Source organism: Rhodocytophaga aerolata (assembly GCF_030503435.1).
Taxonomy (GTDB): Bacteria; Bacteroidota; Bacteroidia; order Cytophagales; family 172606-1; genus Rhodocytophaga; species Rhodocytophaga aerolata.
The window spans coordinates 144,666-167,623 of the sequence record NZ_JAUKPO010000004.1 but is presented as its reverse complement, the minus strand read 5'-3'; the positions used below and the strand labels follow the sequence as shown (position 1 = coordinate 167,623).

The 22,958-nt window shown below is 43.6% G+C and carries 14 protein-coding genes; 12 read left to right on the top strand and 2 right to left on the bottom strand.

Annotated elements, in window-relative coordinates:
• The first annotated feature begins 62 nt into the window (after positions 1-62).
• The 3 genes from Q0590_RS09525 to Q0590_RS09515 all read left to right on the top strand — a co-directional run bounded on the left by Q0590_RS09525 (position 63) and on the right by Q0590_RS09515 (position 3,528).
• Entirely contained in the window at positions 63-1,607 is a 1,545-nt protein-coding gene (locus tag Q0590_RS09525; RefSeq protein ID WP_302037291.1) for a helix-hairpin-helix domain-containing protein, read from the top strand.
• Positions 1,608-1,702: 95 nt separating this feature from the next.
• Complete coding sequence (locus Q0590_RS09520; protein WP_302037290.1) at positions 1,703-2,764, top strand: acetate and sugar kinases/Hsc70/actin family protein; 1,062 nt, start codon at positions 1,703-1,705, stop codon at positions 2,762-2,764.
• Positions 2,761-3,528 carry a hypothetical protein gene (locus Q0590_RS09515; protein ID WP_302037289.1) on the top strand — a complete coding sequence of 256 codons (768 nt, stop codon included), beginning with the start codon at positions 2,761-2,763 and terminating at the stop codon, positions 3,526-3,528. The genes Q0590_RS09520 and Q0590_RS09515 overlap by 4 nt, the downstream gene beginning before the upstream one ends.
• A gap of 241 nt (positions 3,529-3,769) precedes the next feature.
• Here the strand turns inward: Q0590_RS09515 and rbp are convergent, their stop codons facing one another.
• Positions 3,770-4,033: an RNA-binding regulator gene (gene rbp / locus Q0590_RS09510; protein ID WP_302037288.1), complete on the bottom strand. Its 264-nt coding sequence runs from the start codon at positions 4,031-4,033 to the stop codon at positions 3,770-3,772.
• Between the two features lie 405 nt (positions 4,034-4,438).
• Here rbp and Q0590_RS09505 point away from each other — a divergent pair, with 405 nt between their 5' ends.
• A complete protein-coding gene (locus Q0590_RS09505; protein ID WP_302037287.1) occupies positions 4,439-5,806 on the top strand; it encodes a sensor histidine kinase in 1,368 nt (455 codons plus the stop codon).
• Complete coding sequence (locus Q0590_RS09500; protein WP_302037286.1) at positions 5,807-5,998, top strand: ATP-binding protein; 192 nt, start codon at positions 5,807-5,809, stop codon at positions 5,996-5,998.
• Between the two features lie 99 nt (positions 5,999-6,097).
• Here the strand turns inward: Q0590_RS09500 and Q0590_RS09495 are convergent, their stop codons facing one another.
• Complete coding sequence (locus tag Q0590_RS09495) at positions 6,098-7,060, bottom strand: O-fucosyltransferase family protein (RefSeq protein ID WP_302037285.1); 963 nt, start codon at positions 7,058-7,060, stop codon at positions 6,098-6,100.
• Positions 7,061-7,468: 408 nt separating this feature from the next.
• On the opposite strand from Q0590_RS09495, the gene Q0590_RS09490 reads away from it, so the two are divergent.
• The 7 genes from Q0590_RS09490 to Q0590_RS09460 are packed head-to-tail and all read left to right on the top strand — an operon-like array spanning position 7,469 to position 22,950.
• Positions 7,469-8,476 (top strand): hypothetical protein, encoded by a 1,008-nt coding sequence (locus Q0590_RS09490; RefSeq protein ID WP_302037284.1) that lies wholly within the window; start codon positions 7,469-7,471, stop codon positions 8,474-8,476.
• 12 nt (positions 8,477-8,488) lie between these two features.
• The gene (locus tag Q0590_RS09485) at positions 8,489-11,209 is read left to right on the top strand and encodes a hypothetical protein (RefSeq protein ID WP_302037283.1); all 2,721 of its coding nucleotides are present in this window, start codon (positions 8,489-8,491) and stop codon (positions 11,207-11,209) included.
• A 32-nt stretch (positions 11,210-11,241) separates the two neighbouring features.
• Positions 11,242-13,752, top strand: a complete 2,511-nt coding sequence (locus Q0590_RS09480) for a hypothetical protein (RefSeq protein WP_302037282.1) — start codon at positions 11,242-11,244, stop codon at positions 13,750-13,752.
• Positions 13,753-13,789: 37 nt separating this feature from the next.
• On the top strand, positions 13,790-16,069 hold the full coding sequence (locus Q0590_RS09475) for a hypothetical protein (RefSeq protein WP_302037281.1): 2,280 nt from the start codon (positions 13,790-13,792) through the stop codon (positions 16,067-16,069).
• Between the two features lie 24 nt (positions 16,070-16,093).
• Positions 16,094-18,388 (top strand): hypothetical protein, encoded by a 2,295-nt coding sequence (locus Q0590_RS09470; RefSeq protein ID WP_302037280.1) that lies wholly within the window; start codon positions 16,094-16,096, stop codon positions 18,386-18,388.
• An 8-nt stretch (positions 18,389-18,396) separates the two neighbouring features.
• Positions 18,397-20,637: a hypothetical protein gene (locus Q0590_RS09465; protein WP_302037279.1), complete on the top strand. Its 2,241-nt coding sequence runs from the start codon at positions 18,397-18,399 to the stop codon at positions 20,635-20,637.
• A 12-nt stretch (positions 20,638-20,649) separates the two neighbouring features.
• Positions 20,650-22,950 carry a hypothetical protein gene (locus tag Q0590_RS09460; RefSeq protein WP_302037278.1) on the top strand — a complete coding sequence of 767 codons (2,301 nt, stop codon included), beginning with the start codon at positions 20,650-20,652 and terminating at the stop codon, positions 22,948-22,950.
• The last annotated feature ends 8 nt before the right edge of the window (positions 22,951-22,958 follow it).

Here is a 22,958-nt window from a genome sequence, read left to right as displayed (position 1 = left end):
TACCATACGTTGACAAAATTAGTAGGTGAACACGTACAGAATCAATCTAAAAATTTCATGCTGTGATTAATTTCAACAACTATTCTCCTAAACCCGCAACGAATATAAAGTCGGTGCCATCTACTATTCATCCTGGCAAAACCTACCAGTATGTGGATAACGGAGAGCCTATGCGGGGCGGAATGAAAGATGTCTATTTTAGCCCAGATAAGTCGTATGTAGTGGCTTTTTACCGCGATAAGCAGGATTATAATTCCAGGGAACGGTTAAAGAAAATTGTAACACAGTATTACGAAAGCTTTTTTAACCGGGAAGGCGGCGACTATTACAAAGAACTCTATTGCTGGCCAACCGATATGGTAGAAGCCAACAACCAGGTAGGGTTAATTGTACCGGCCTACAATAAAAATTTCTTCTTCAAAAAAGGATATGCCACCAGTGAAGGCATCAAAGGCAAAGAAAAACAAGGCTTATGGTTTGCCTCCGCAAAGTTTAGAAACAAACAGTTTGCCCTGCGTCTGGATGAGAGTGAGCTGGGAAACTGGCTAAGTTATTTCCAGATTTGCGTAAAAATTGCCAGAGGTGTAAAACGCCTGCATGCCGCTGGTTTAGCCCATTCGGATCTTTCTTACAAAAATGTGCTGATTGATCCGGTAAGCCGCTCAGCTACTATTATTGATATTGATGGATTGGTGGTACCCGGATTGTATCCGCCAGATGTTATTGGGACAGCAGATTTTATTGCACCAGAGGTACTGGCTACCAAGCACCTGGAGTTAAGAGACCCTGCCCGTAAACATGCCAACCGTACAACCGATCTGCATGCCTTGCCGGTGATGATCTATATGTATTTATTGTACCGGCATCCGCTGAAAGGAGGGAAGGTAAATTCTATGGATACTGAACAAGATGATCTATTATCCATGGGTGAAAAAGCACTCTTTATAGAACACCCTACCGATACATCTAACCGTCCCAAATTAGATCAGGTGTCGAAATGGACCTTACCCTGGGCAGATGTTACCAAACTTCCCTATACCATTACCGGCCCTTACCTGAAAACACTATTCGACCAGGCGTTTATCACCGGTTTGCATAACCCTAGCCAGCGGCCCAATGCCGATCAGTGGGAGCAGGCTTTGCTAAAAACAACCGATTTGATGCAGCCCTGCAGCAATGCATCCTGCGATCAGAAATGGTTTGTATTTGATAACACCACCTCGCCTAAGTGTCCGTTTTGCGGAACACCTGTTAAAGGCACCTTGCCCGTACTGGATTTATATTATCAATTTAAACCTTCCGTATGGAAGCCTGAAAATCACCGATTAATGGTTTACCATAATCAGTATCTGTTCCAGTGGCATGTCAACCGGCATGTAGTGAGAAACGAAAAGCTGACCGATGAGCAAAAAGTACCGGTAGGCTATTTTACCTATCATTACAACAAATGGGTACTGGTGAACCAGAAACTCGATTCCTTGAAAGATTTAACTGAAAATAAAGAAGTGCCGCTTAATACGATGGTAGAGCTAACAGACGGCAAAAAATTACTGCTCTCTAAAGAAGAGGGTGGACGGGTGGTAGTGGTTACCATAGCCAATAAATAGCTGAGTTTAGCATACAAAGAAGAGTAGTAGATGCAACAAAACAAGCCATAAAACCGATTTACATCATTGATAAACAAACTTAACGTACTTAAAAAATGAGACTCAAACCTGCAGGTATAATTGTTATAGTATTGGTCATAGCTGCGCTTGCCTATTTTGCTATTTCGCCACGACTATCAGACCAGGGCCGCGATGCTACGGCCACCCTGCCTACCACAGAACAACCGGATAACTCAGAAAGCAGACAAATTCCGGCACCCAATAATGAAAATACAAAGGCAGAGAATACTTCCCCTTCTTCAAGCGGCACAGATGCGAATGCCGAAGACCGGGAGTTTAGTTACACGCCAGAAAAACCAGAGGATGGTGTTTTACGCGGGGTAGTGGAAGTGGGAGCCACCGGGTTCAATTCCTTTGTAATCAACATGGATAATCAGCGGCGGTGGGAAATTGTATCCAAAGATTTTGGACAATCACTGGCCTACGAAGGTCTGGCAACCACAGAAGACATCCGGGCTGGTTTAAAAAAATACCTGGCTATGATGTTCGACAAAGGAGTTAATAAAAAAGACATGCACTTTGTTATTTCTTCCGGAGCCCAAAAAGAGCCAAAAACTACCATAATCGGCAATGAGCTGAAAAAAATGGGTTATGTGGTAAACAATGTAACGCCAGAGCAAGAGGCAAAATATGGCTTTCAAGCCACTGTGCCCCCTTCCTTTGCCGATAACTCGTTTATGGTAGATATTGGGTCTGGCAATACAAAAGTATCGTGGGAAGAAAACGGCAAATTGCAATCCATAGAATTGCCCGGAGCAAAATATTATGAGAAAGGAACCTCCGATGAGCAGGTGTATAATGAAGTAAAAAGAGGCATGAGTAAAGTACCAGAAGGAAAGCGGAACGTAGGATTTGTGTTGGGAGGCGTACCTTTTACACTGGCTGATCAGCACCGGAAAGGTGAAGAAAGATATACCGTGTTACGGGCACCCGAATCGTATAAAGCAGCCGATAAAAAAATGGCCTCCGGACTAAACATATACAAAGCAATGGTAGACGCCACCCAGACAGATACCTTTGTATTCGACTGGGATGCCAACTTTACCATTGGCTTTTTACTAAACCTGAAAAAACAACCAACTGCTGCTGCCCTATGAGTTTTTTAAAGCAACTATTAACACCGTTCGTTGAATTTGATGAAGATAAAAAAAAGGAGCAGGCCGGGGGAAGTCCACCCCTGGTCACTCCTCCAAAACCTGCGGTAAATCCAACTTCCTCTCCAGTACCGCCACCTGTTCCTCAGATAGATGAGAATGCCAAACATCCCTTAATCACAGGTACGGAAAATGCGGCAAATCCACCTCAGCCATTGCCTGCCAGCCAGACACCTACCTACTCTCCATCTGGTACCTTGGTTGGACCCTTACCAGAACATGAACAGTATTTTGAAAAATTAATTGAAGAGGCCAATGCTAAAAATCCGCTTTTTCAGGGGCCGGATTATAAAGAATTTGTTGACAGCAAACTAGATATTGATGATATACAAGATGAAGCCTTAAAGTATAAAACTGCTTATAACATACTAAAAAGTTCTGGCCTTACGAAAGAAAAACTCCTGGCAACCGGCCAGGAATACATAAACCTGATAGGCCGCGATTTAAATACTTTTCAAAGTGCCCATGCTACGCAATACCAGAAAGAAGTAAAGCAAAAAGAATCGCTGATTCAAAAAAAAGCAGAGGAATTACAGGCCTTGTCTCAACGGGTAAATGCACTGAAGGCAGAAATAAACCAGCTAAGCCAGGATATAAACCTAACTAAAGATAAGCTGAATACCACAAAGAATTCATTCCTGCTAGCCGGGGAGAAAAAGCAAAACGAAATTCAAACAGAGTTACAGAAGATTGCTAATTACTTTTAAAGGACGGTAAACTAAAAAATGTACAAATGCTTTGCAGGAATTGTAACTCTAAAAGTAAATGGCAGCATTCCGGTTTGCGCTAGACTTTACATAAGAGTAGGAGGGCAATTCTTTTAGTTCTTTCAGCAAATAATGACCGAAGATTTACGCTCAAACCTGGTAGGTTTTCAAAACCTAGCAGGTTCCTACCGGAATAATTATTCACTGGAAAAGCTATCAGATAAACGTGTCTTTGGGAAGGCTATCTTCTTCGCTTAGCATCCTTTTTTCCTTCCGACTTGCTGACAATAATTGTACGTCCACTAATTTCAGAGCCGTTCAATTCGTTAATTGCCTTTTGTGCTTGCCTTACATCAGGCATTTCCACAAATCCAAAGCCTTTGTTCTGGCGGGTGATATTATCGATGACAATGGTTACCGAAGAAACTTCTCCATATTGTTCAAATAATTCTCTTAACTGACTTTCCTTTAGTTTAAAAGGTAGACTGCCCACATAAATATCCATATAGTAGTAGGTATAAAAATAGATTTGTGTGCCAATTTACTAATTTCTAGGGAATAGCAGGGCAGCCTCCGGCCGGGCCCATGTTCATATAGGCGATTCTGTTGCAACAGAGCTTGGAAACATATAGATACGCTGTTAGTTTAACGATTACTAAAGCAGCAAAAGAAGCTGAATCTGTCTAGGAGTTACGTAAGTATTTTCAGACAAAAATCTTAGTACAACCCAACTAACGCTGATGCTTGTTAAGTATTTTTGCATTATTTCCAGGAATAAAAAAATGTTTTTATATAGGATTAACCTAGAACGACCTGAATAGTATAAATAAATTTCTCTAACATTACTCTGCAGAGGCATTTGCTCGCTAGAAGCAAATGTACCTGTATTCTTATTTAACCTTTTCCCTATATGATTGAATTAACAGACCTGGTAGATGAGCGGTTTATGCCGCACGGACATTGCTATTTCTGGGAGCCTTGGGTGCTTTGGTCGTATGCCATATCCGATAGTATTATTGCGATTGCCTATTTCTGTATTCCGCTTGCCTTATTGTATATCTACTTAAAAAGGAAAGATTTTACCTATGTCTGGATGGCGGTATTGTTTGCTGTTTTTATTGCAGGCTGTGGCATTACCCACGTATTTGATGTGGTGAATATCTGGAAGCCACTCTATACCCTGGATGTGATGGCAAGAATTATTACGGCAATGGCTTCTATAGGTACAGCGGCCGTGCTGATTAAGTTTACTCCGAAAATTATAGACATACCAACGGCCGAACAATGGAAAAGGGTAAATGAAGAATTGCAAGCACTCAATGAAGAGCTACGCGCTCAGCTGGAAGAGTCAAAAGAAAAAGACAAGACCATTCAAGCCTACAAGGAATTTGAAAAGATCACTGAAACCTTGCCGCAAATGGTATGGACCACCAATCCGTTTATAACCAATGGAAATAAAGCCTCTACCGGAGAATCCCTGTATATTAATCGCCGCTGGTATGAGTATACAGGCTATACGGACCAGACACCCTTCCAGGAAATGTTTATTGAAAGCGTATTACCTGAACAACGGGAAGACCTACAAAAACAATGGCGCAAAAGCCGGGAAACCCTGGAAGACTTCAGTTGCGAAATCCAGATCAGACGGTTCGATGGAGCCTACCGCTGGCATGCCGGAAAAGGGGTGTATATAGCTTCCACTAATTCGTGGGTCGGTACATTTACCGATGTTGATGACCAGAAGACATATTCTGAAATGCTGGCTAACAAAAACCAGGAGCTTGTCCGGATCAACACTGATTTGGATAGTTTTATCTATACCGCTTCACACGATTTAAAATCACCCATTGCTAACATGGAGGGATTGGCCATTGCCCTTACAAAAAAACTGATTACCAGGTATACGCTAGATGATGAACTGAACCAGATACTTTCTATGATTGCAGGCTCCATCAGCAGATTAAAGCTTACCATCTCCGACCTTACAGAAATTGCCAAAGTGCAAAAAGAAGATGCAGACAAAGAAGTGGTATCAGTGAATGACATGGTAGCCGAAGTAACTTCAAGTTTAGATCAGCTTATGAATGGCAATGAAGTAGTCTTGCATAAGCGTATTGAAGTGAAAGAAATAGCTTTTGCTCCAAAGAATCTGCGCTCCATTATCTATAACTTACTATCGAACGCCATCAAATACCGCTCCCCGGAAAGAACGCCAGAAATTGTTATAGAAACCCGCAGGATCGATCAATATTTGTTGATCAGGGTGGAAGATAATTGAATGGGTATCGCAGAAAATAACCTGAAAAAACTGTTTAGAATGTTTAAACGCTTCCATACGCACGTAGAAGGCACAGGCATCGGACTCTACATTGTAAAACGGATCGTGGAAAATGCCGGCGGTAAAATAGAGGTAGAAAGTAAAGTAGATGAAGGCACTAAGTTCAGCATATTTTTACCTTACGCAGAGTAAATACAAGGAAGCATCTGGGTGGAAGTATTCAGCTAGAGACACGCCAGGTTGACGTGGAAGTAGGATTCCCTATAATAAAAGCGGATAGATTGCCTGAAATTATGCAGGTATGTGTATATCATCACAGTGGTCGACTCCCTTGACACACATCCAGTGCGGATGATTTCCTTCCTCAAATTCAACCTCCAGCTCCTTTCCTGTTTGGTGAAAGAGTTCTCTGGTATGAAGTCTTGGGGAATATATGGCTGCATTACTTAGGAATGCCGCCCACCAGCTAAAAGAAGAGTTAGCTCTGAAAATTGTTTTTGCAAATTTTAACTTTAAAAAGTCTGGCAGCCAGGTGAAAAAAATATCCTTCCTAAAAACTGACCCTTCCGGATAACTCCAGTCATCGGCAAAGGAAAGTGGAGGAATGCCCCAGTTTCCGGTTCTGTCATCGGTTACCCATTCTATTGTTTTAGGGTCATAGCCATATTGTACAAATGCCTTTTCATACGATTTTTTGGAAATAACAGAATACCCCTGATTGGTAACATTAGCCCTGTTCGCTATATCATCTCTTCTTAAATGTGCCACATGATAGGTGCCCTGTTTATCTTCCATTCGCCGGTATAAATCTGAGTTTAACACTTTTTCAGAGAACCTAAAATAGTCAGTAAGCATTTTGGCCTTGGAGTACTTGGTAAAAATATAGGACTGATAACAGCATAAACTATCAATACATATATTCACTCTCCCATATTCAGCTTCTATATCCGGGTTCATATACTGTATCGCATCGCCGGTTTTCAGGTTATACCTGTTAATGGCTTCCAGCCTGGCATCTAACGTATCTAGCTCTTTCATCGTCTGGTTTAAGTAAAGCCGGAGCTCATCATCTTCAATGCATTTGTGCACTGTATTTTCAAACAAAATGTCGCCTTCCCATGAGGAGGGTAACCATATTTCCAGATTAAATTCATCGGCATAGTGCCGCAGAAAAGCATAGGTAAATAATCTGTTACCAAACCGTCCGTTCCAATGGAGTAACACAATTTTATTCTTGTTTACAGGCAAATTCATAGGGTATGGTGGTATTAAGTAATCTACAGAGGTTTCTATAAAAAAAATTACAAACTATTTTATCACTAAATAAATTTTATTTGATTTTTTTTTATAAATGTCTATTTTTAGGTATTAAAATTCTTATCATAGTAATCTGCCGGTAATAGGTCAGATTCAACTTCAGTAAGTCCTTTAAAAAGGCATTGTTCGCACCTGTATCTTTTCGGTTTAATGTTTTATTTCAATCCGCAAAAGGTTAGTGAATGGTTTTTCTAGTAAATCTCAACGAAACAAAAACATCCGATAACATTTTAATTCCCTAGAGATCTTTCTTTTTCTACAGTTGAAATCCTTACCAAGCGGTTTCAGTATAAATTTTTCTATTCGTATGCTTGTCAACAACCTGTGTTGTAAAAAATTATCAGGATGATAATTGATGCCGACATATTGGCTGAGCTGTGCAATTTTTACCAGTACAGCCTTACAGAGCAAGACTATCTTTTTTTTGCTGTTCGTGGGAGCTTACCTGAAGCCGTATTACACGGGGATTTTGTGGAGGCAACAAAGCTCAAAGCATATCAGACAATCAGGCGTACCAGGGTAAATTATAAGACGGCCCGTTGTACGATTGGTTTATGGGATGTTAAAAACAGTAAACTTGCCCTATTCCCGGGGAGTACGGTGCCGTCAAAAAAATACCTGTTTACCCATGCATCCAGCATAGCTACATTTAACATACTCTGCCCGGGAAGATACGAATTACGAAGGGGCGTACATCCCAGAAACGAGCATGGCTTTCAAAGGCACGAGGCCTTCTTAATGGATGGCTACGGCCTGGTAGAAATACCTCCAGTGGAGAGATTAACGCACACAGTTAGGTTTGACTGGAGCCAATCAGTATATACCGTGGTACTCGCTGGTGATAATCTGCATGCAGCCAGAACAGAGCCGCGACAGGATCAGCCCGATTTAGCCGGGTCCATTATGCTGAAGATGAATTACAGCAGTTCCGGATGTATGACCATACTTGGGCAACCAAAAGAGTATGTTCGCTCCAATAGGACTTATACCGCCTGGAATGGCTGGCAAACCTTTGTGGATTTGGTAAATGAAGTAGGCGCGGATAAAAAGAATTTTACTTTTCTGTTGTTTACCTTTTCCGATTTTGAAAATAAAAACCAAACGTCTTCCGGCAGCCTGATACGTTACGGCTCACAGGGCCCGGAGGTAGTGCAGATTCAACAAAAATTAACGTCGATTATCCGGTTAAGTACCGGATTGCCATATTATACTGGGCCAATCAACAGCCTTTTTTCTGGCCATACGGCCATGTCTTATGTAGTATTCCAGGAAGATTATTCGAATGGGAAAATAGCACCAGAGATCCAAACCTGTAAATTTTTAAGCAGCACAAAGCATTTTCACGCCTCCTAAAACAACCAGATAATGTTATCTATTGAACATCAACTCACTGTTAACGGGATTACCGTATTCCGCGACAGCCATAATCACTCCAAGTACTGGTATTTGCCATCAGACAAAGTGCGGATTGCCAATAATGGCAAAGGGATTCAATTTGTGGCCTATATAGATGGCGAAGTGGTAGAAGGAACCGAACCGAATTTTACCGATGATATGGACAGAACAGGTGGTTTCTTAACACTTGAAGTAGAACTGGGACCCAATGAAGCAGAACTGGACCAACTAAAAAGTAAACTGGAATCAGAAGCAGGAGAGGTGCAACTAGGCCAAGTGCCTATGACCAATGGGGCCGTAAAATTAGTGATGTTCGGAAGCACGGGCGGAGATACCAATTCTGTTGTAGATTTTAGTGTAGCCGGTTCTACCAAACCTTCGTTATTTGGCAGGCAAACAGCTGTTTTCTCTGTGCGCCTGGGCGGAAAAGAAGCACAAATTATGTGGAATCTGCTGAAAAAAGGCTCGCAAACGCAGGTGGGGATTGTATACGATCTGGAGTTTCAGGGGCTGATGCCCGCCTACCATTTGGATATTACTGTAGATTTTAAGGCAACTGAAGATTTCTGGCAACACCACATTGATGCAGATTTTAATCTTACTTCCAAAAACCTGAAAATTGTATCCAATAATGACATAGATCTGATTATGCGCGCCCTGGTAAACCAGGGCGCTATTACCATTAACCAGATTGACTATACCGGCGGAGGAACCACCAGCAATCCATTGGGCTCCGATAACCAGGATGTGATGAAAATTGTAAAAGATCTGCTTTCGCCTACCTTATTTGATGCCACGGCTATACCCCGGGAAGATTACAATGTGTTGGGAAGCACCTTGCCAAGTGAGAGAGAAAATCCGGGTACTACGCCAACAGCCAGTGCCACACCAAGGCCAACACCAACAGCTACGGCTACACCCACACCTAGCCCAACAGCCACAGCTACCCCGTCGCCTACACAACCAGCTACGCCGAGTGCAACAGTAACGCCTACCGCTACTGCCACTACCACACCTACGGTATCTGCTACGGCTACAGCAACGGTAACCCCAACAAATCCACCGGTGCCGCCCAGCAATGATGGAGGAGATACACCTATCCCTTCGCCTACCCCTGAGCCTACACCCAGACAGACCCCTACACCCACTACCCCGACACCGACTACCCCGACATCGACACCGACACCTACTTCACCTACGCCGACCGGACCAACCCCGACACCGACACCCACTTCGCCTACACCCACCGGGCCTACGCCTACACCTACGCCTACTTCCCCAACACCGGAGCAGCCAGAGAAGGTAGGAACCAATATCAGTATTAATGCAGGCTATTCGCTGAAGCACAGGTCTATTTCCCAGCAGGTGAAGCGTAAATTTATATTCGATAGTGCGGCTGCTAAAACCCATACGTATCATCCATCCGGTGCTCTTAGCCTGGAAGGAACAAATTTTGATGCCGATAAGCAGGTGATGCTGGTACGCCTGGGAGATGGTCCGTTCAAAGAAATTAACATAGAAATCCGGTCAGCCCTTGATTTTGAAGAGTTCCAGATCAGGGAGGCCATCGTCCATATTTCGTATGGTTTCCGGGAGAGAGAAGGAGATAAGAGCAAACGCAAACATGAGATCAGTATAGCCGTAAACCCCCTGGAGCAACGGAAGTTTATTAACTTTTTTGTAGATGATTTTGGCACCCTCACCTATGATTACTTTGTTGAATTTATTCATAAGCCCGGCTCCATAATAGGTACGCACGAAACCAAAATCCGCTCCCGTACATTTGAGAATGTGACAGAAAGAGATATTGCCGTAAATATTTCTGATCACTCACCCTTGATTCCGGTAGAAATACAGCCAGGTAATATCAATTTTTCAGAAGATGGTATTCAGTCCGTGCAGGTATTTGTGGCCCCGGGAAAAGATGCCAACGGCCGGACAGTAATCTTCAAAGATGGTGCTACAGACCTGCAGAAATTCCTCATTTTCCCGGCCTTAGAAGATACATATGTGTATTTCAAACGTGAGAAATTCTTTTTCAGAGAAGATACCATTGAAGAAGAGTTTAATAATTTAAAAGATTCGCAGGTGATTGTAAACCGCCCGGAAACCAGAGTACTCAACATTTCGCCGATTCTGGTAAATACTGCCGGCCTGATTTCTAAGGCAATAGTAAAAGTTAGCTACCGGAATGTGGAGGGCGAAGAAATAACAAAAGCTCTTGTGCTGACTTCGCAGAATGGCGATACTCCCCCACCAGCTTTTGCGGTTGTAGTAGAAGAAGAAGACCCCCGGATCTGGACGGCCACTACCCAGTTCCTGCTCCAGAATGGAGATATTCTGGATGGCCTCGAACGTACCTATACCATTGAACAACCTCCCATCAGCCTGGAAAGCTGTGGGCTGAAAGTGCTCAAAATATCCACACTGCTTGGCGCAGATACCTTTAATGAAAACATTGCTGCCATTCAGGTGCAAGTATTCGACAATGAAGGTGGCGCTACCCCTCTGGAAACTATTATCCTGAAAAAGACCAAAGCAGAAGATACGGTGGTGTTGAAAGGAGTAGATGTAGCTGACCCCCTCAGTGCGGTAGTAAATGTATTTAAGAAAGATGGGTCGGAAGAAGTACTCAACTTAGTAGTGCCCAGCGGACTAGATGAACTCTTGCTTAGAATCACCAATATTTAATTTCCACTCCATAAAATCCTACCACCATGTTAATGTTATTTCCAACTGTGAAAGTTCCGGGCTTAGACGATATCGAAATATTCCGGGACCATGAAAAAGACGATACATTTTATGCATTACGGGGCAGGCCCAGAATAGCCCTGGATGACAAAGGCAATCCCCAGCTCTCTTTCTATTTCTTCTCCAGAAATGCCGATATCGCCTATGCCAGCAGCCCCAATAAAGAACTGGTAGAAAGCCAGTTAGGGCAGTTATTGTTTACCACCGACCTCTCTATTTCGGAAGAGGAACATAACACCATTACCGAGTATCTGGCTACCATTGTTGAAAATCCCAACCATCTGTTTGTCAGGTTATACAACAAGCTGGGTGGCGGCCGGAGATTTATGCCGGTAAACCGGGCAAACAAACCTATAATCAAGCTGGGCACCCCCAACACCTGGAAGGAAGGAACGGCCAGACTGGAGTTACTCGAAGGCCTGGGAGATACGTTTAAGAAACAATCCAGTGCGGAAGTAAAACCCTCCTTGGTCGGATCAAACTCTGCGGCCTTTTATGCAACGTTTGGTATAGAGGGCGCACAACTTTATTACGATGCGCTCACCAAAGGCTACAAAGGGGAAGGAAATAACACAGATGACCTGACCCCTCTACAAGCCATCGTCCGGTATGATTTGCAGGGATTTGCCTATGTGCCCAATATTGAAGTACGGGTTACTGCCAATTCCACCCAGATTTACGACCACATGCAAACCTACCAGGAAGATTATAGCAAAACCAGACGAGGAGGGGTGAAAGTAGTAAGCGGCATCGGCTATTACCGGAAAACAGACACCAGAAGTGTAACAGCCAGCAAAACAGATATTGCCAGGCTGATAGAGGAAATGATTGACAGGAAAGTGATCAATATTGAAATTACCGATTTTGGGGATGTAGCGGCAAACAGTGAGGAAATCCGGGAAGTGGAAACCAACCTGCGTACTACCCTGATGGATACAATCATGAATACGATTTTGCCTAACTTCTTCCAGACAGCTTTTATTGGCGAGGAAAAAGAGGCCGAAGGGGAAGATGGCACCACCGGAAACGGGCAGCCTAAACCCAATCCGAATGTGGGCGTAAGTGCCTCTGAACGAGACCGGCCTAATGTGGAAACGCATTATTATTTCCGCAATGATGTTGACAAAACCAAAATCAACAGCCTGGATTTCCATTTCAAGAAAAGCGGCACCGTGGAATTCAGAAGATATCCGAATGGTACCTTAATTACCCAGCTGACAGAGGACCAACGGAAGCAACTGGTACGGCATATTGATATCAGCAGCCCGGAAGTACAGATTCTGGAAGTGCAAGTGGGGGTGAATGCCGATTTTGTGGCAGATAATATCCACAGCATTATTGTGAATGTATCCTACAGCCAGCGGGACGCCAAGACCAATGTAGTGCGGGAAAATTCAAAATCGTTCCTCTATAAAAAGGGAGACGAAGTATACACGTTCCGGGTAACCATGGCCAGAAATGACAAAGGACAATTACTGGATTTCTATAATGTGGAAGCCAAAATTTCCTATATCGGCACCGCTGATTCGCCTCCGCCTATCCAGCTGAATAACATCAGTGACCGGTCGCTGGTTATCTCCTACGACAAACTTGGTTTCATCACTGTTGATTGTATAGCTGGTGATATCGACTGGACGCTGATCAAAGAAGCCATAGTTAACCTGCAGTACAAGGAAGAGCCAAATCAGCCAGATACCAAAAAAGAAATCAGGCTTAGCAAAGAAAAGCCTAACGGAAACTGGCGGTGTTATATGTACGGGCATAAAAATAAAAACTACACCTATCAGGTAAAATACCTCTACGCCGACGGACAAGAAGCCACTGGCCGGGAGAAAACCGATACCAGAGGAACGCTGATGATTGACGATTTGCTGGCAGGAAGAGCAAAAGCCTCCTTTGATGTAATCCTGGATGCAAACACCGTGAAAACGGCAAAAGTGGAGATATTGTATGAAGATACAGCCTTGGGTATTAAAGAAGAATATTCACATTGGTTTAATGCCACTGAAACCTGGGACTGGTCGATGCGGCTGCGGGAAAATGCAAAAGATACATTCAAATACCGCTACTTTGTACAGTACAAGGATGATATTGTCTATACATCGGATTGGAAAGAATCCAGAACGGACGAAGATATTCCCCCTATTCACCTCAGACGGCATATAAAAGCACTGACCATCGACGGAGGCTTGCTGGACTGGAACAAGTGGCAGGTAGTGTATGTAACAGTCAGCTACAACGAACCTGATAAGAACTACTTCGTCCGGAAAAACATCCGCCTGGATGCCAACAGTATGATGCAAAGCTTTGAAGTAATGGCCTTTTCAGCCGAAGGGAAGCCCTTTACTTATTCACTCCAGTTTGCCAAAGCCGGCAGCGCAACAATTAAGGTAGACGAGAAAGAGAATACCACAGATCTGCTGATTGTAGAAGAGCCCCCAGTTGTAGAACCGCCAGCACCGGTAGTTGAACCATCAGTATAAACTAGCATCTTTTCCTACACTCTAAAACAACTTTGTCATGGCACAAAATGGAAGTTATGCGGTTGCATCCAATGCAATCAAGATGACGGCAGTACAGATGCATACCAAGATGATGTATTACCTGGCTTACACCAATCAGTTGCAGGAGGCACCGGTAGATCCAAACCGGGTATACGTAGTAGATGGCAAAAAATATGGGCAACCCAGATTCAGAATCAAAAGAAGATCCGGAGGCGACGTGCTTCCGGATTCAGATGCATTCTGGTTTACAAAAGAAGAGAATACAGAAAAAATCACGCTACACTGTATTATCGAAGTGTACCGGGACGAAGCGGATGTATACCCGCTTTCTATCAGGAATTCGCAGATAAGCCTGGAGTATGAGGCTGCCGGAAAGGAAATTCAAAAACCCCTGGCGATCACCCAGTCGCCCATGATGAATGAAATTAATATTCTGCAAGACCTGCATGCCGAAACGGAAATTGCCTGGGATGAAATTAAAGACTTGCTTATTGAATTAAAAGACCCCAGCAAATCGGCTACCTTTCAGCTGGTGGTTACCTCCGAAATGTGGTGGCAAAAACCTGCTGCATCACCACAGACATCTACCGTTGAAACCCCGCCAATTGTGGTAATGCCTGTTATGTTTAGTGCCGTTATTACCGACACAGTAGCTAAACAGGCAGAAGCAGAACCCAAAGTGAAAGTGGCAACTGCGTTTAGTGCAAATATAGCAGATAGTGTGCGGATAATGGATGCCAGAATAGTAAGAGACCACCGGAATAAAGACAAGGAAACAGGCGGCGTAGTAGTAAGAGACCACCGGAATAAAGATAAGGTGATAATAAGAGATCACCGGGATAGAGTAGTGGAAGACGTTAAGGTAGACAACACCCCTCCAGCACCTGAGCCGCCGCAGAAAATTGATCTCCGCCATGTAATTGTCCGCCAGTACACAAAGCAGGACCAGGCTGTTTTTGGACCCTTATCTGCAGAGTTCGAAGACCCTGCTCTCAAATGGGAAGTAGTGAATCTGGTGAAAGAAAATGTGCCCTATACCATTTATTACAGGCCTACTACCCAGCCGGATGATTTTTATTTTCTGCCGCAATCATTCCGGATCAAAGCCAAAGAACATAATGGGGAGCCAAAAATATCTATCTCTATGCTGGCAGGCGAAGATCCCAATAAACCGGAAATGTACCGAATCAATATTGGTATTACGCTGATTCCCTATTACAATCCAAAAGCAAAGAAAGACCTCTATCGGACCTTAGATAGCCTTTCTAAAGGTACCATTAAGTTTTGTAAGCTGCGCTTAGGCGGGTACAAATCGGCACAGTTCAAATTGAAGGAAGCTTTCGCCGGAGAAAATGCCGTGTTCAGAGGCAAAATCCAGGAAACGATCAGTTCCATTGATCCGGTAAATGGCTTTACATTAATGGTTGATTGCTCGCTGGAGTCTTTTGATTTCTTTAAGCGCGAAATAACCGATGGCCAGTGGATCATTGGAGACATTGTGTTTGAACTTATTTCGGATAAAGGCGGCCAGGAGCAGATCAGTCTGGCATCTATTCCGGTAGAGCTGGATATCCGGAAATTAGCCGGTATTCCGGTAGCCATTGATTCAGTGGTTGAAAAAACAGAGGACGACGAAGTAGCCATTAAAGGCTTCAAGATCAACAATACGAACACATTTCCCATAACAGTAAACGGAGCCGAACTGATGTTGCTCTCAAAAATAGGCAGTACCGTATACGATGCAGATTACGAGATTGGGGTGCAGCGTTCCTGGCCTGTTGCTGTCGACAAACAAGCCGCAGAAGAGGTACTGCTTAAAACGGAAGATATAGCCGACATTGCCGACAGGTTCTGGACAGAACTGATCTGTGAGCCGCATGGTGTTTCATTAAATACAAGCCCGGATGAAGTGTTGGGTAAAGTTATTGACTATGCCACTGGAGACCCGCAGGTATGGCGGCTGGAAGTAAGCTGCCCGCTGTTTGAACGATGGACACAATTGGATGAAGCTACCTTGGCGCCTTTTCAGCAGGTGCATCTGGTAAGTGTGGAAATTAAGAATGAGGACGGGTCCGTTTTTTCTGTACAGCTGGACAAAAACAAACCGGTAGCTTCTATTGAAATGGCTAGAAGTATTACCCAGATTCTGAAATCCCAGCAGCTTTCCAGCCGGAAATACCAGTACAGGGTTGGAACAGTTTACGTGGTCAATCCGACGCACTGGACCGACTGGCTGAACCCCGAATCCACAGCCGCCAATTATTTGAGTGTCATTCCTCAGAAATTAACCAGTTAATCACCTAAGTAAAAATCAACATCCATGATAACTATACCGAGTGTTCTCAATCATAAAAATGTAGCCGTATTTCCCGATGATGAAGACTGTAACTTATTTTATGCCATCAAAACCAGTCCGGAAATCAGAATAGAAAACGGACAGCCTATCTTTAGCGGACTTTTCTGGACCGACCAGGCCGACGGATCTACCACAAGTGTGGCCGGCTTGGCTGGTGGCTGGATTAATTTTGATGCCCACCTGGGCGTAAGCGAAGATATCCTAGAAGAAATATCTGGCAAACTAAAAAGTGCCCAGGTACAGGAAAGTCGCAGAAAAGCCCTGATCAAGAAGGAAAAAGAACGCCTGGGATTAATTGCAAAGGCACGTGGCGAAACCTCCATTCCTGAACCGGATATACCATCTGTAAAAGAAATCAGGTACGGGGCAGTGAATTTTATAGAAGGCACCGTAACGCTTCTGGAAGAGCAGGGAGGCGACCTGGTTCCCTGGTCGTCTGCCGGTGGATCTGCCAGTCTGATAGGCGATAATAATGCGGCTTTTGCCTTGCGTTTGAGCCCTACCGGAGCAGCTATCTGGTACAAAGCACTCAAAGATGGCATCAAGGCAATCAGTATCCGTTATGACCTCAAATTTCAATTACGCTTACCCAGCCTGGAAATTAGAGCTTGGGCAGGCTCCACCCAAACCAGTGAAATTGAAAGAAAAGTAGAACGCGTCTGGCGCAATACCGACCAGGGGTGTTCGGATGCCGATGTGGAACGCATCAATGTGAAAGAGGTAACTAGCAAACTAGTAGAAGAGGGCCTGATGAATATAGAAATCAGAAAAGGGTCTTCCGAAATCTCTGATGAACACGTGAGCCAGCTCCGCAACATGGCTATGAAGCTCATTGAAGATAAGGTGCAGGAAATTATTAAGAGCCGGGTACATGGCATGACCGAAGAAGAACGCAAAAATTCAATGATTGAATTGATGAAGGAAGAAGTGCGTTCGTTTGTGGAACTGCGTTTTACGCAGGAAGATGTGGTGGAGTGGCAGATTGCGCCACAGGGCACCATTATGAATTTTCTGGAAGGTGTGCCTGAAAGCAAAAAGCAGCATATCACCAAACTGGTAGACCTAAGCGAACACGAGGTTGAAACCATTACGATTACTACTTCGGTAGATGCCCCCTGGGATGAAGCACCTTTTGTTAATGCGGTTGTCGTTAATCATACCTATCCGTGTGCCGATCAGAAGCATTCTGCGTTATTCAAAAAAGATTCGCCCAAAGATGTATGGCATTTCAGAAGACCTAAAAAAGATGATGGCATTGTTAAATATACCACTGAGGTATACTTTAAAGGCATTTCAGAGCCGGTGATCTTGCCTTCCGAATCTACCAATTCTGATATCAATATTAACATTGGCAAACTGGGCTTAATTGATGTAAACTTTATTCCTCACCCAATTCTTAACTCATTAACCGGAGATAACGAAGTAAAAGCCATCCAGGTAGATATATCCTATAAGGAGGATACCCACCCGGATCATTTTATAGACACTGTAGTACTAAAAACTGATAAGCCGGAAGGGGAGAAGCTCACAAAAATTCTGGGTAAAATCATTGATGCCCCCCTTACCTATAAAGCCACCTATTTCTCCAAAGACGGCAGTTCAATTGAAATTCCTGAAAAAAAATACTACCTGACAGAAAATAACACGGTAAAAGTACTGGTGCCAAGCCCGTACCAGGATATGCTGGAACTGAGTGTGGAACTGCCCCAGGTGCCAGACGAATCGGTGAGAAAGATTATTGTAGAATTTACCTATGAAGACCTGGCTAACCATTTTTCCAGCACTGATAAAGTAGAGCTTTCCGCAGAAGATGACTGGGAACCGGCAATGGCTAAACTGGTACTGCTTGATAAAACGCAGAACAAATTCCAGTACCGCTACCGCATTATTTCTATAGATGCCATTGCCAAATCTGATTGGATTGAGGGAACAGGCGAAGAAGCTTTGATATTGCCAATCCTGAAAGTGAATATCAATGCCAGCCATCTTAAGTTAGGCACTTCGTTCACCAACGCCTTGCTAACCTTACAGTACGGAGATGCAGCCAATAAAACAACCAGGGAAATTTTCCTGGACCAGGAATCAGCTGCAAAACTCATTACCTGGTATGTACCCCGCACCAACACCAACACGGCCGGCTATGCGTACCAGCTGACATTGATTAAAGAGGATGGAACAACTGTTGAATCAACAGGTACCAATATGGGAAGTATTCTTATCCTCAAAGCGCCAGACCTGACCACGCCAGAACCAGCCTAATTACAGATATGCTTAGTTACAAAGCCCCTTTTTTAGAAGCAGGGAACCTGACTATTTTCAGGGACGATGCCAATGCAGATGTATTCTATTATGTCCGGTTACAGCCTTCTATTGTACTGGATGCCAATGGAGCGCCAAAAATGGAAGCCTATGCTATCTTGCCGGAATCCGGAATTGGTATCGAAAGCGAAAGTATTATGGAAGCCAGCCTGATGATGGATGTTAGCCTTGGCGCAACTGCCCAGGAGCTGGAGCTGGCTGAAAAAGAAGTTAAAGACAGATTGGGTGTACAAGCCAAAATACTCGTGCCCGCACCCATTCATTCCGGCAAAGTATATCTGATTGTGGCGGCTGCTGGCGACGAGCCAGACCCCAAAAAGTGGTTTGTCACTTCTGAGGTAAAACCTTCCATTTTCGGAGATAACATCGCCTCACTGGTAGTAAGGGCTGTGGGGAAAGATGCCAAAATGCTCATTGCTGCCCTGGATTCAGATGTGATTGCCGCCAGTGTGCATTACGAACTGGAAATGCTGGGAATAGCCCCAGTATTTAAAGCCCGGATGAAAGTGAACTGGGCTAAAGTGTACCATCATTTTGAACAGTTTGACAAAACCAATTTCATTTTTTACACCGATGAAATTACAGAAGCCGTTGACCGGCTAAGGGAGAGCAGCGCCATTGAAATTGAGATTCAGGAACTGGACCCGGTAATCAAAAGCGAAGCCATGAAAAGCCTGCTGAATGAACTGAAATCGGAAATAATCAAAAAACTTTTTCAGCCGGCTTCTTCTCCCTTAAGTGCTTCCGCTAAGCTAGAAGACCGGATAGCTAACGGTGTAAGCCGGGTACTGTCGTCAATCGCCCCAGGGGTACATCATATCCGCCGGAATATCGATGAAACGCAACTAAGTGAGACAACGGTAAATCTGTTTCAGAAAAATGTGAAAACGTATCCTTTTAATCCACAATCCTTACTTTCCTCGATGATCCGGGCAGTGGGGGGAGTTAAAGAAAGAATTAAATGGATTAAGCTGGATGAAATACCCTTTATCGACCAGAAAGTAGAAATACGTTTGTCTGCCGATACTTTTAAAAATTCAAATATCAAGTCTGTCATTATAGAATGCCGGGTAGTAGATACAGAGGCTGAAGAAATAACCGTACAACGCAGTGTGGTATTCGATACGGACGATGCCCTGCAGAACCATATCAATTTTACGCGGAAAAAAGACAGCAAATACCGTTACGACTACCGGACTACCCTGTTTATGACAACAGATTCTAACCGGCTGCCCAGTAAACTGGAAATCGACTGGAATTCAGAAAATAGCCCGTATATTTATTTTAATGCGGCTGAGTATTTTGAAACACGCGAAATAACCATAAGCCTGGACGATACCAGTATTTTTGAACATGCTCATCTGATAGAAGCCGCATTAAAAGTAGTAGATAAAAATGACCGGATACCTGTCTTAAACAGAACCTTCTTGTTTTCTGCCACAGATAAAGAGCAGAAAGTACTATCGATCGTTACCAACAAAGCCATACCCATTGGCTTCGACCTGGAACTTACGTACTTTATTGCCGAATCAAAAGAGCACCGGTCTACCTTTACCGATGTAGGTTCAGCTTTTTTCTTTATCCCCAATATTTTTGAAAACAAATGGTCGGTAGATCTGGTCTGTAATGCCGACTGGGAAAAAACCAGTAAAATCATTTTGGAAATACGCATCAAAGATGCCGAACGAATAGATTACATCCAGAGAAAATTTGACTTCACCAAAGAGTTAACCGAATCCAAATTAACCGTTGCTACCAGTTTAGATACAGCCAAAGAAGCCTTTGAATACCGGGTAACGTGTTTAACTACCGATGCTGCCATTATACAAGGCCCTTGGCACCTGCACCAGGGACCTATTCTGGTGGTGCATGACAACATCCAGTCTGAACGTATTATACGGGCTACGCTTACCCAATCTCCCAATTTTGAGGCAATGGACATCAAACAGGTGAGTGTAGAATTTATATACGAAGATAAAGCCAACAATATCCTGGTAGAAAGTGAACGCTTGCCTTTTGCCCAAATAGGCGATACAGTTGAATTCAAACATCCTATGCCTGATTTTAACCACCGCGAATTTGCCTACCGGAAACGGGCCAGAGGACGTGGCGGTGAGAGTTATAAGTCCGACTGGATTACAGAAAGTAGTGAGAAAATAAACATTGAAATTCCGGCAAATATCTGGTAAATAAGAGAATTTATGCTTGATCTAGCAAAACCACTTGGCACACACGAAGGGCTGATTTTTTATGGAGACCATGAGCTTACTGACCTGGTCTATTACTTTCCGGATGAGGTAAGCCTTGCTCCACAAGCATCTCCCGATGGAAATCCGTCTGAGTTCTACGAACTGTTCTTCCAGATATTTAACGAAGGCGATATTGTGGAAGGTGGGATTGATGATTTACGCAAAACAGCCGGAGCCATCTTATCCTTAGGGGTGCAATGTTCCGTTTCGCCTGCCCGCTTAGAAAAAGCCTTGCAGCAACTCAAAGGAAATGGTGCTTTCCCTGAAACAGTCAGTGCTACGGCACCTCCCTGGAAAGATGGGGCCGTAAACTTACTGGTACTGGATGCCATTACAAGCAATACCAATTCCTTAGGAGAAGACGCTTTTGTTAAAAGTATCGTAGGCTCACAAAAGCCTTCGTTGATGTCCGGTGACCTGAAAAGCCTGTTCAATGTACGGCTGGATAGGAGAGGAACCGCCCTGATACAGGCTGCATTGGATGGGGATACGGGCAATGTAGCCGGTGTATTGTATGACCTGAAATACACTGCTATCCGTCCGGCAGTAGACCTGCGGATCTGGGCCAATCTGGGCAGGTGCTATGACAGTATTGCCCATCAGTTAGGCGTAAAGGCTGAATTTACCTATTATGTAAAGTTTTCTTTGGGTGCAGAATTAAACTGGCTCACTAAAAAATTAGAAGAAGATGGAGATTTGAAAATTGAATTATTAACGCAGGTAGAAGATCCGGAAACCATGAAAATGATTGATGAGATGGTAAAGGATTTCAAGGAGAGTATTTTACGGGAAATATTCCGTCCCTATGTAAATCCGCAAACCGTCAATGTAACCAACTTGGATAGTATGGTGCCGGTCGTGGGGGTATCTTATAAATTCACCAAAGAAAAAATCTCTCATGAAAAAGTAATTGAAGTAGACTACCGGGAACGTTCTACGGTTATCCGTACACACAACCCGCAGTCGCATTTATGGGTATTGGGCAAGCAGATTGCCCAGAACCGGAATAAATATATTCAGCGGGTAATATTCAGTGATATCTGGCGGGAGCAATCTTTATCTATCAAACTGGTACATGACTTTAATGATCCCAAAAATGATTTGTTAAGTGCAGAAGTAATCATCTGGCGGAGCAAGCATGGCATTGTAGAAGAGGTGCCGGAAGGAAGATTTTCGATTCCTGCAACGGTTGACCCGTTAAAAAACCTGACTTTCCACAAAGGCAGCAGCCAGGAGAGTAACATTGCCTGGTTGTATGATAGAGATGAACCCATTGGCTATTTTTATCAGCTCCGGTTTAACTATAATACCACCATTGATAATATCAGCAGCCCTGCCGAAATTATTACCAAGCCTGTTTTCAGCACCAACGAAAACCTGATTTTGTTTCCCGATACGTATGTATTTTTCAAAACCATTGAAATCCGGGAAGGCAATATTTCTTTTGAAGAGTTTAAAAGTATAGATGTGGCCTTGCAACTAAAAGATGCGGACGGAGCAATAATAGGAATAGAAATTATTACCATCAATGCCGAAAATACCAGGGAAACTTGGACAATCCGAGGCAAAGATAAGAGCCTCCTTTTTGTGGAAGCATCCAAGGAATACCATTACCACGATGGCAGGCCTTCTGTTAAAACGGAGCCTTTGTTTATCCAGGATGATGAGATAATTATCAACAAGCCTTTTCAAAAATCTACCTTTACGCTGATCCCGGTTATTGCCGGAAAGAATGAGGAAGTGAGTGAAATTTTACTGGAAATACGTGTTGCCTCGCCGCTATTGAACGAGCCCATTAAAGAGCTCCATCGGATAAAAGGACCAGCATTTGTAGCAGAAGAAATCAAAATCAAGCTGCATTCCGACCAAGACCAGCTGACCTATGAAGCGCAGGTTATTACGCAGGATGGCCGAATTATCAGACTGGATAAAGGCGAACTAAAAACCAATGCCCTGGTAATAGATTTGAAACGGATGGATATTAATGAGGTCATTTTTATCTGGCAAGGCCGTAGCCCGGAAGCCTTAGGTTTGAGAAATTTAAAAGTAGAACTGCGGGCCATAGGAGAAATAAGTAAAGAATTAGAAGCCATCGAATATACGGGTAGCCAGGTACCTCTGCCGGTTAAAAAAATATTTCCTACTACCGAGAAGGTGGAGTGGCGGATATTCAAACGGTTTGAAAATGGCAGCAGAGAAAAAGGCGAATTCAAGCCCATAGAAGATCACACCGTGTTGATTGTGGCTGAGTAATGGAAATT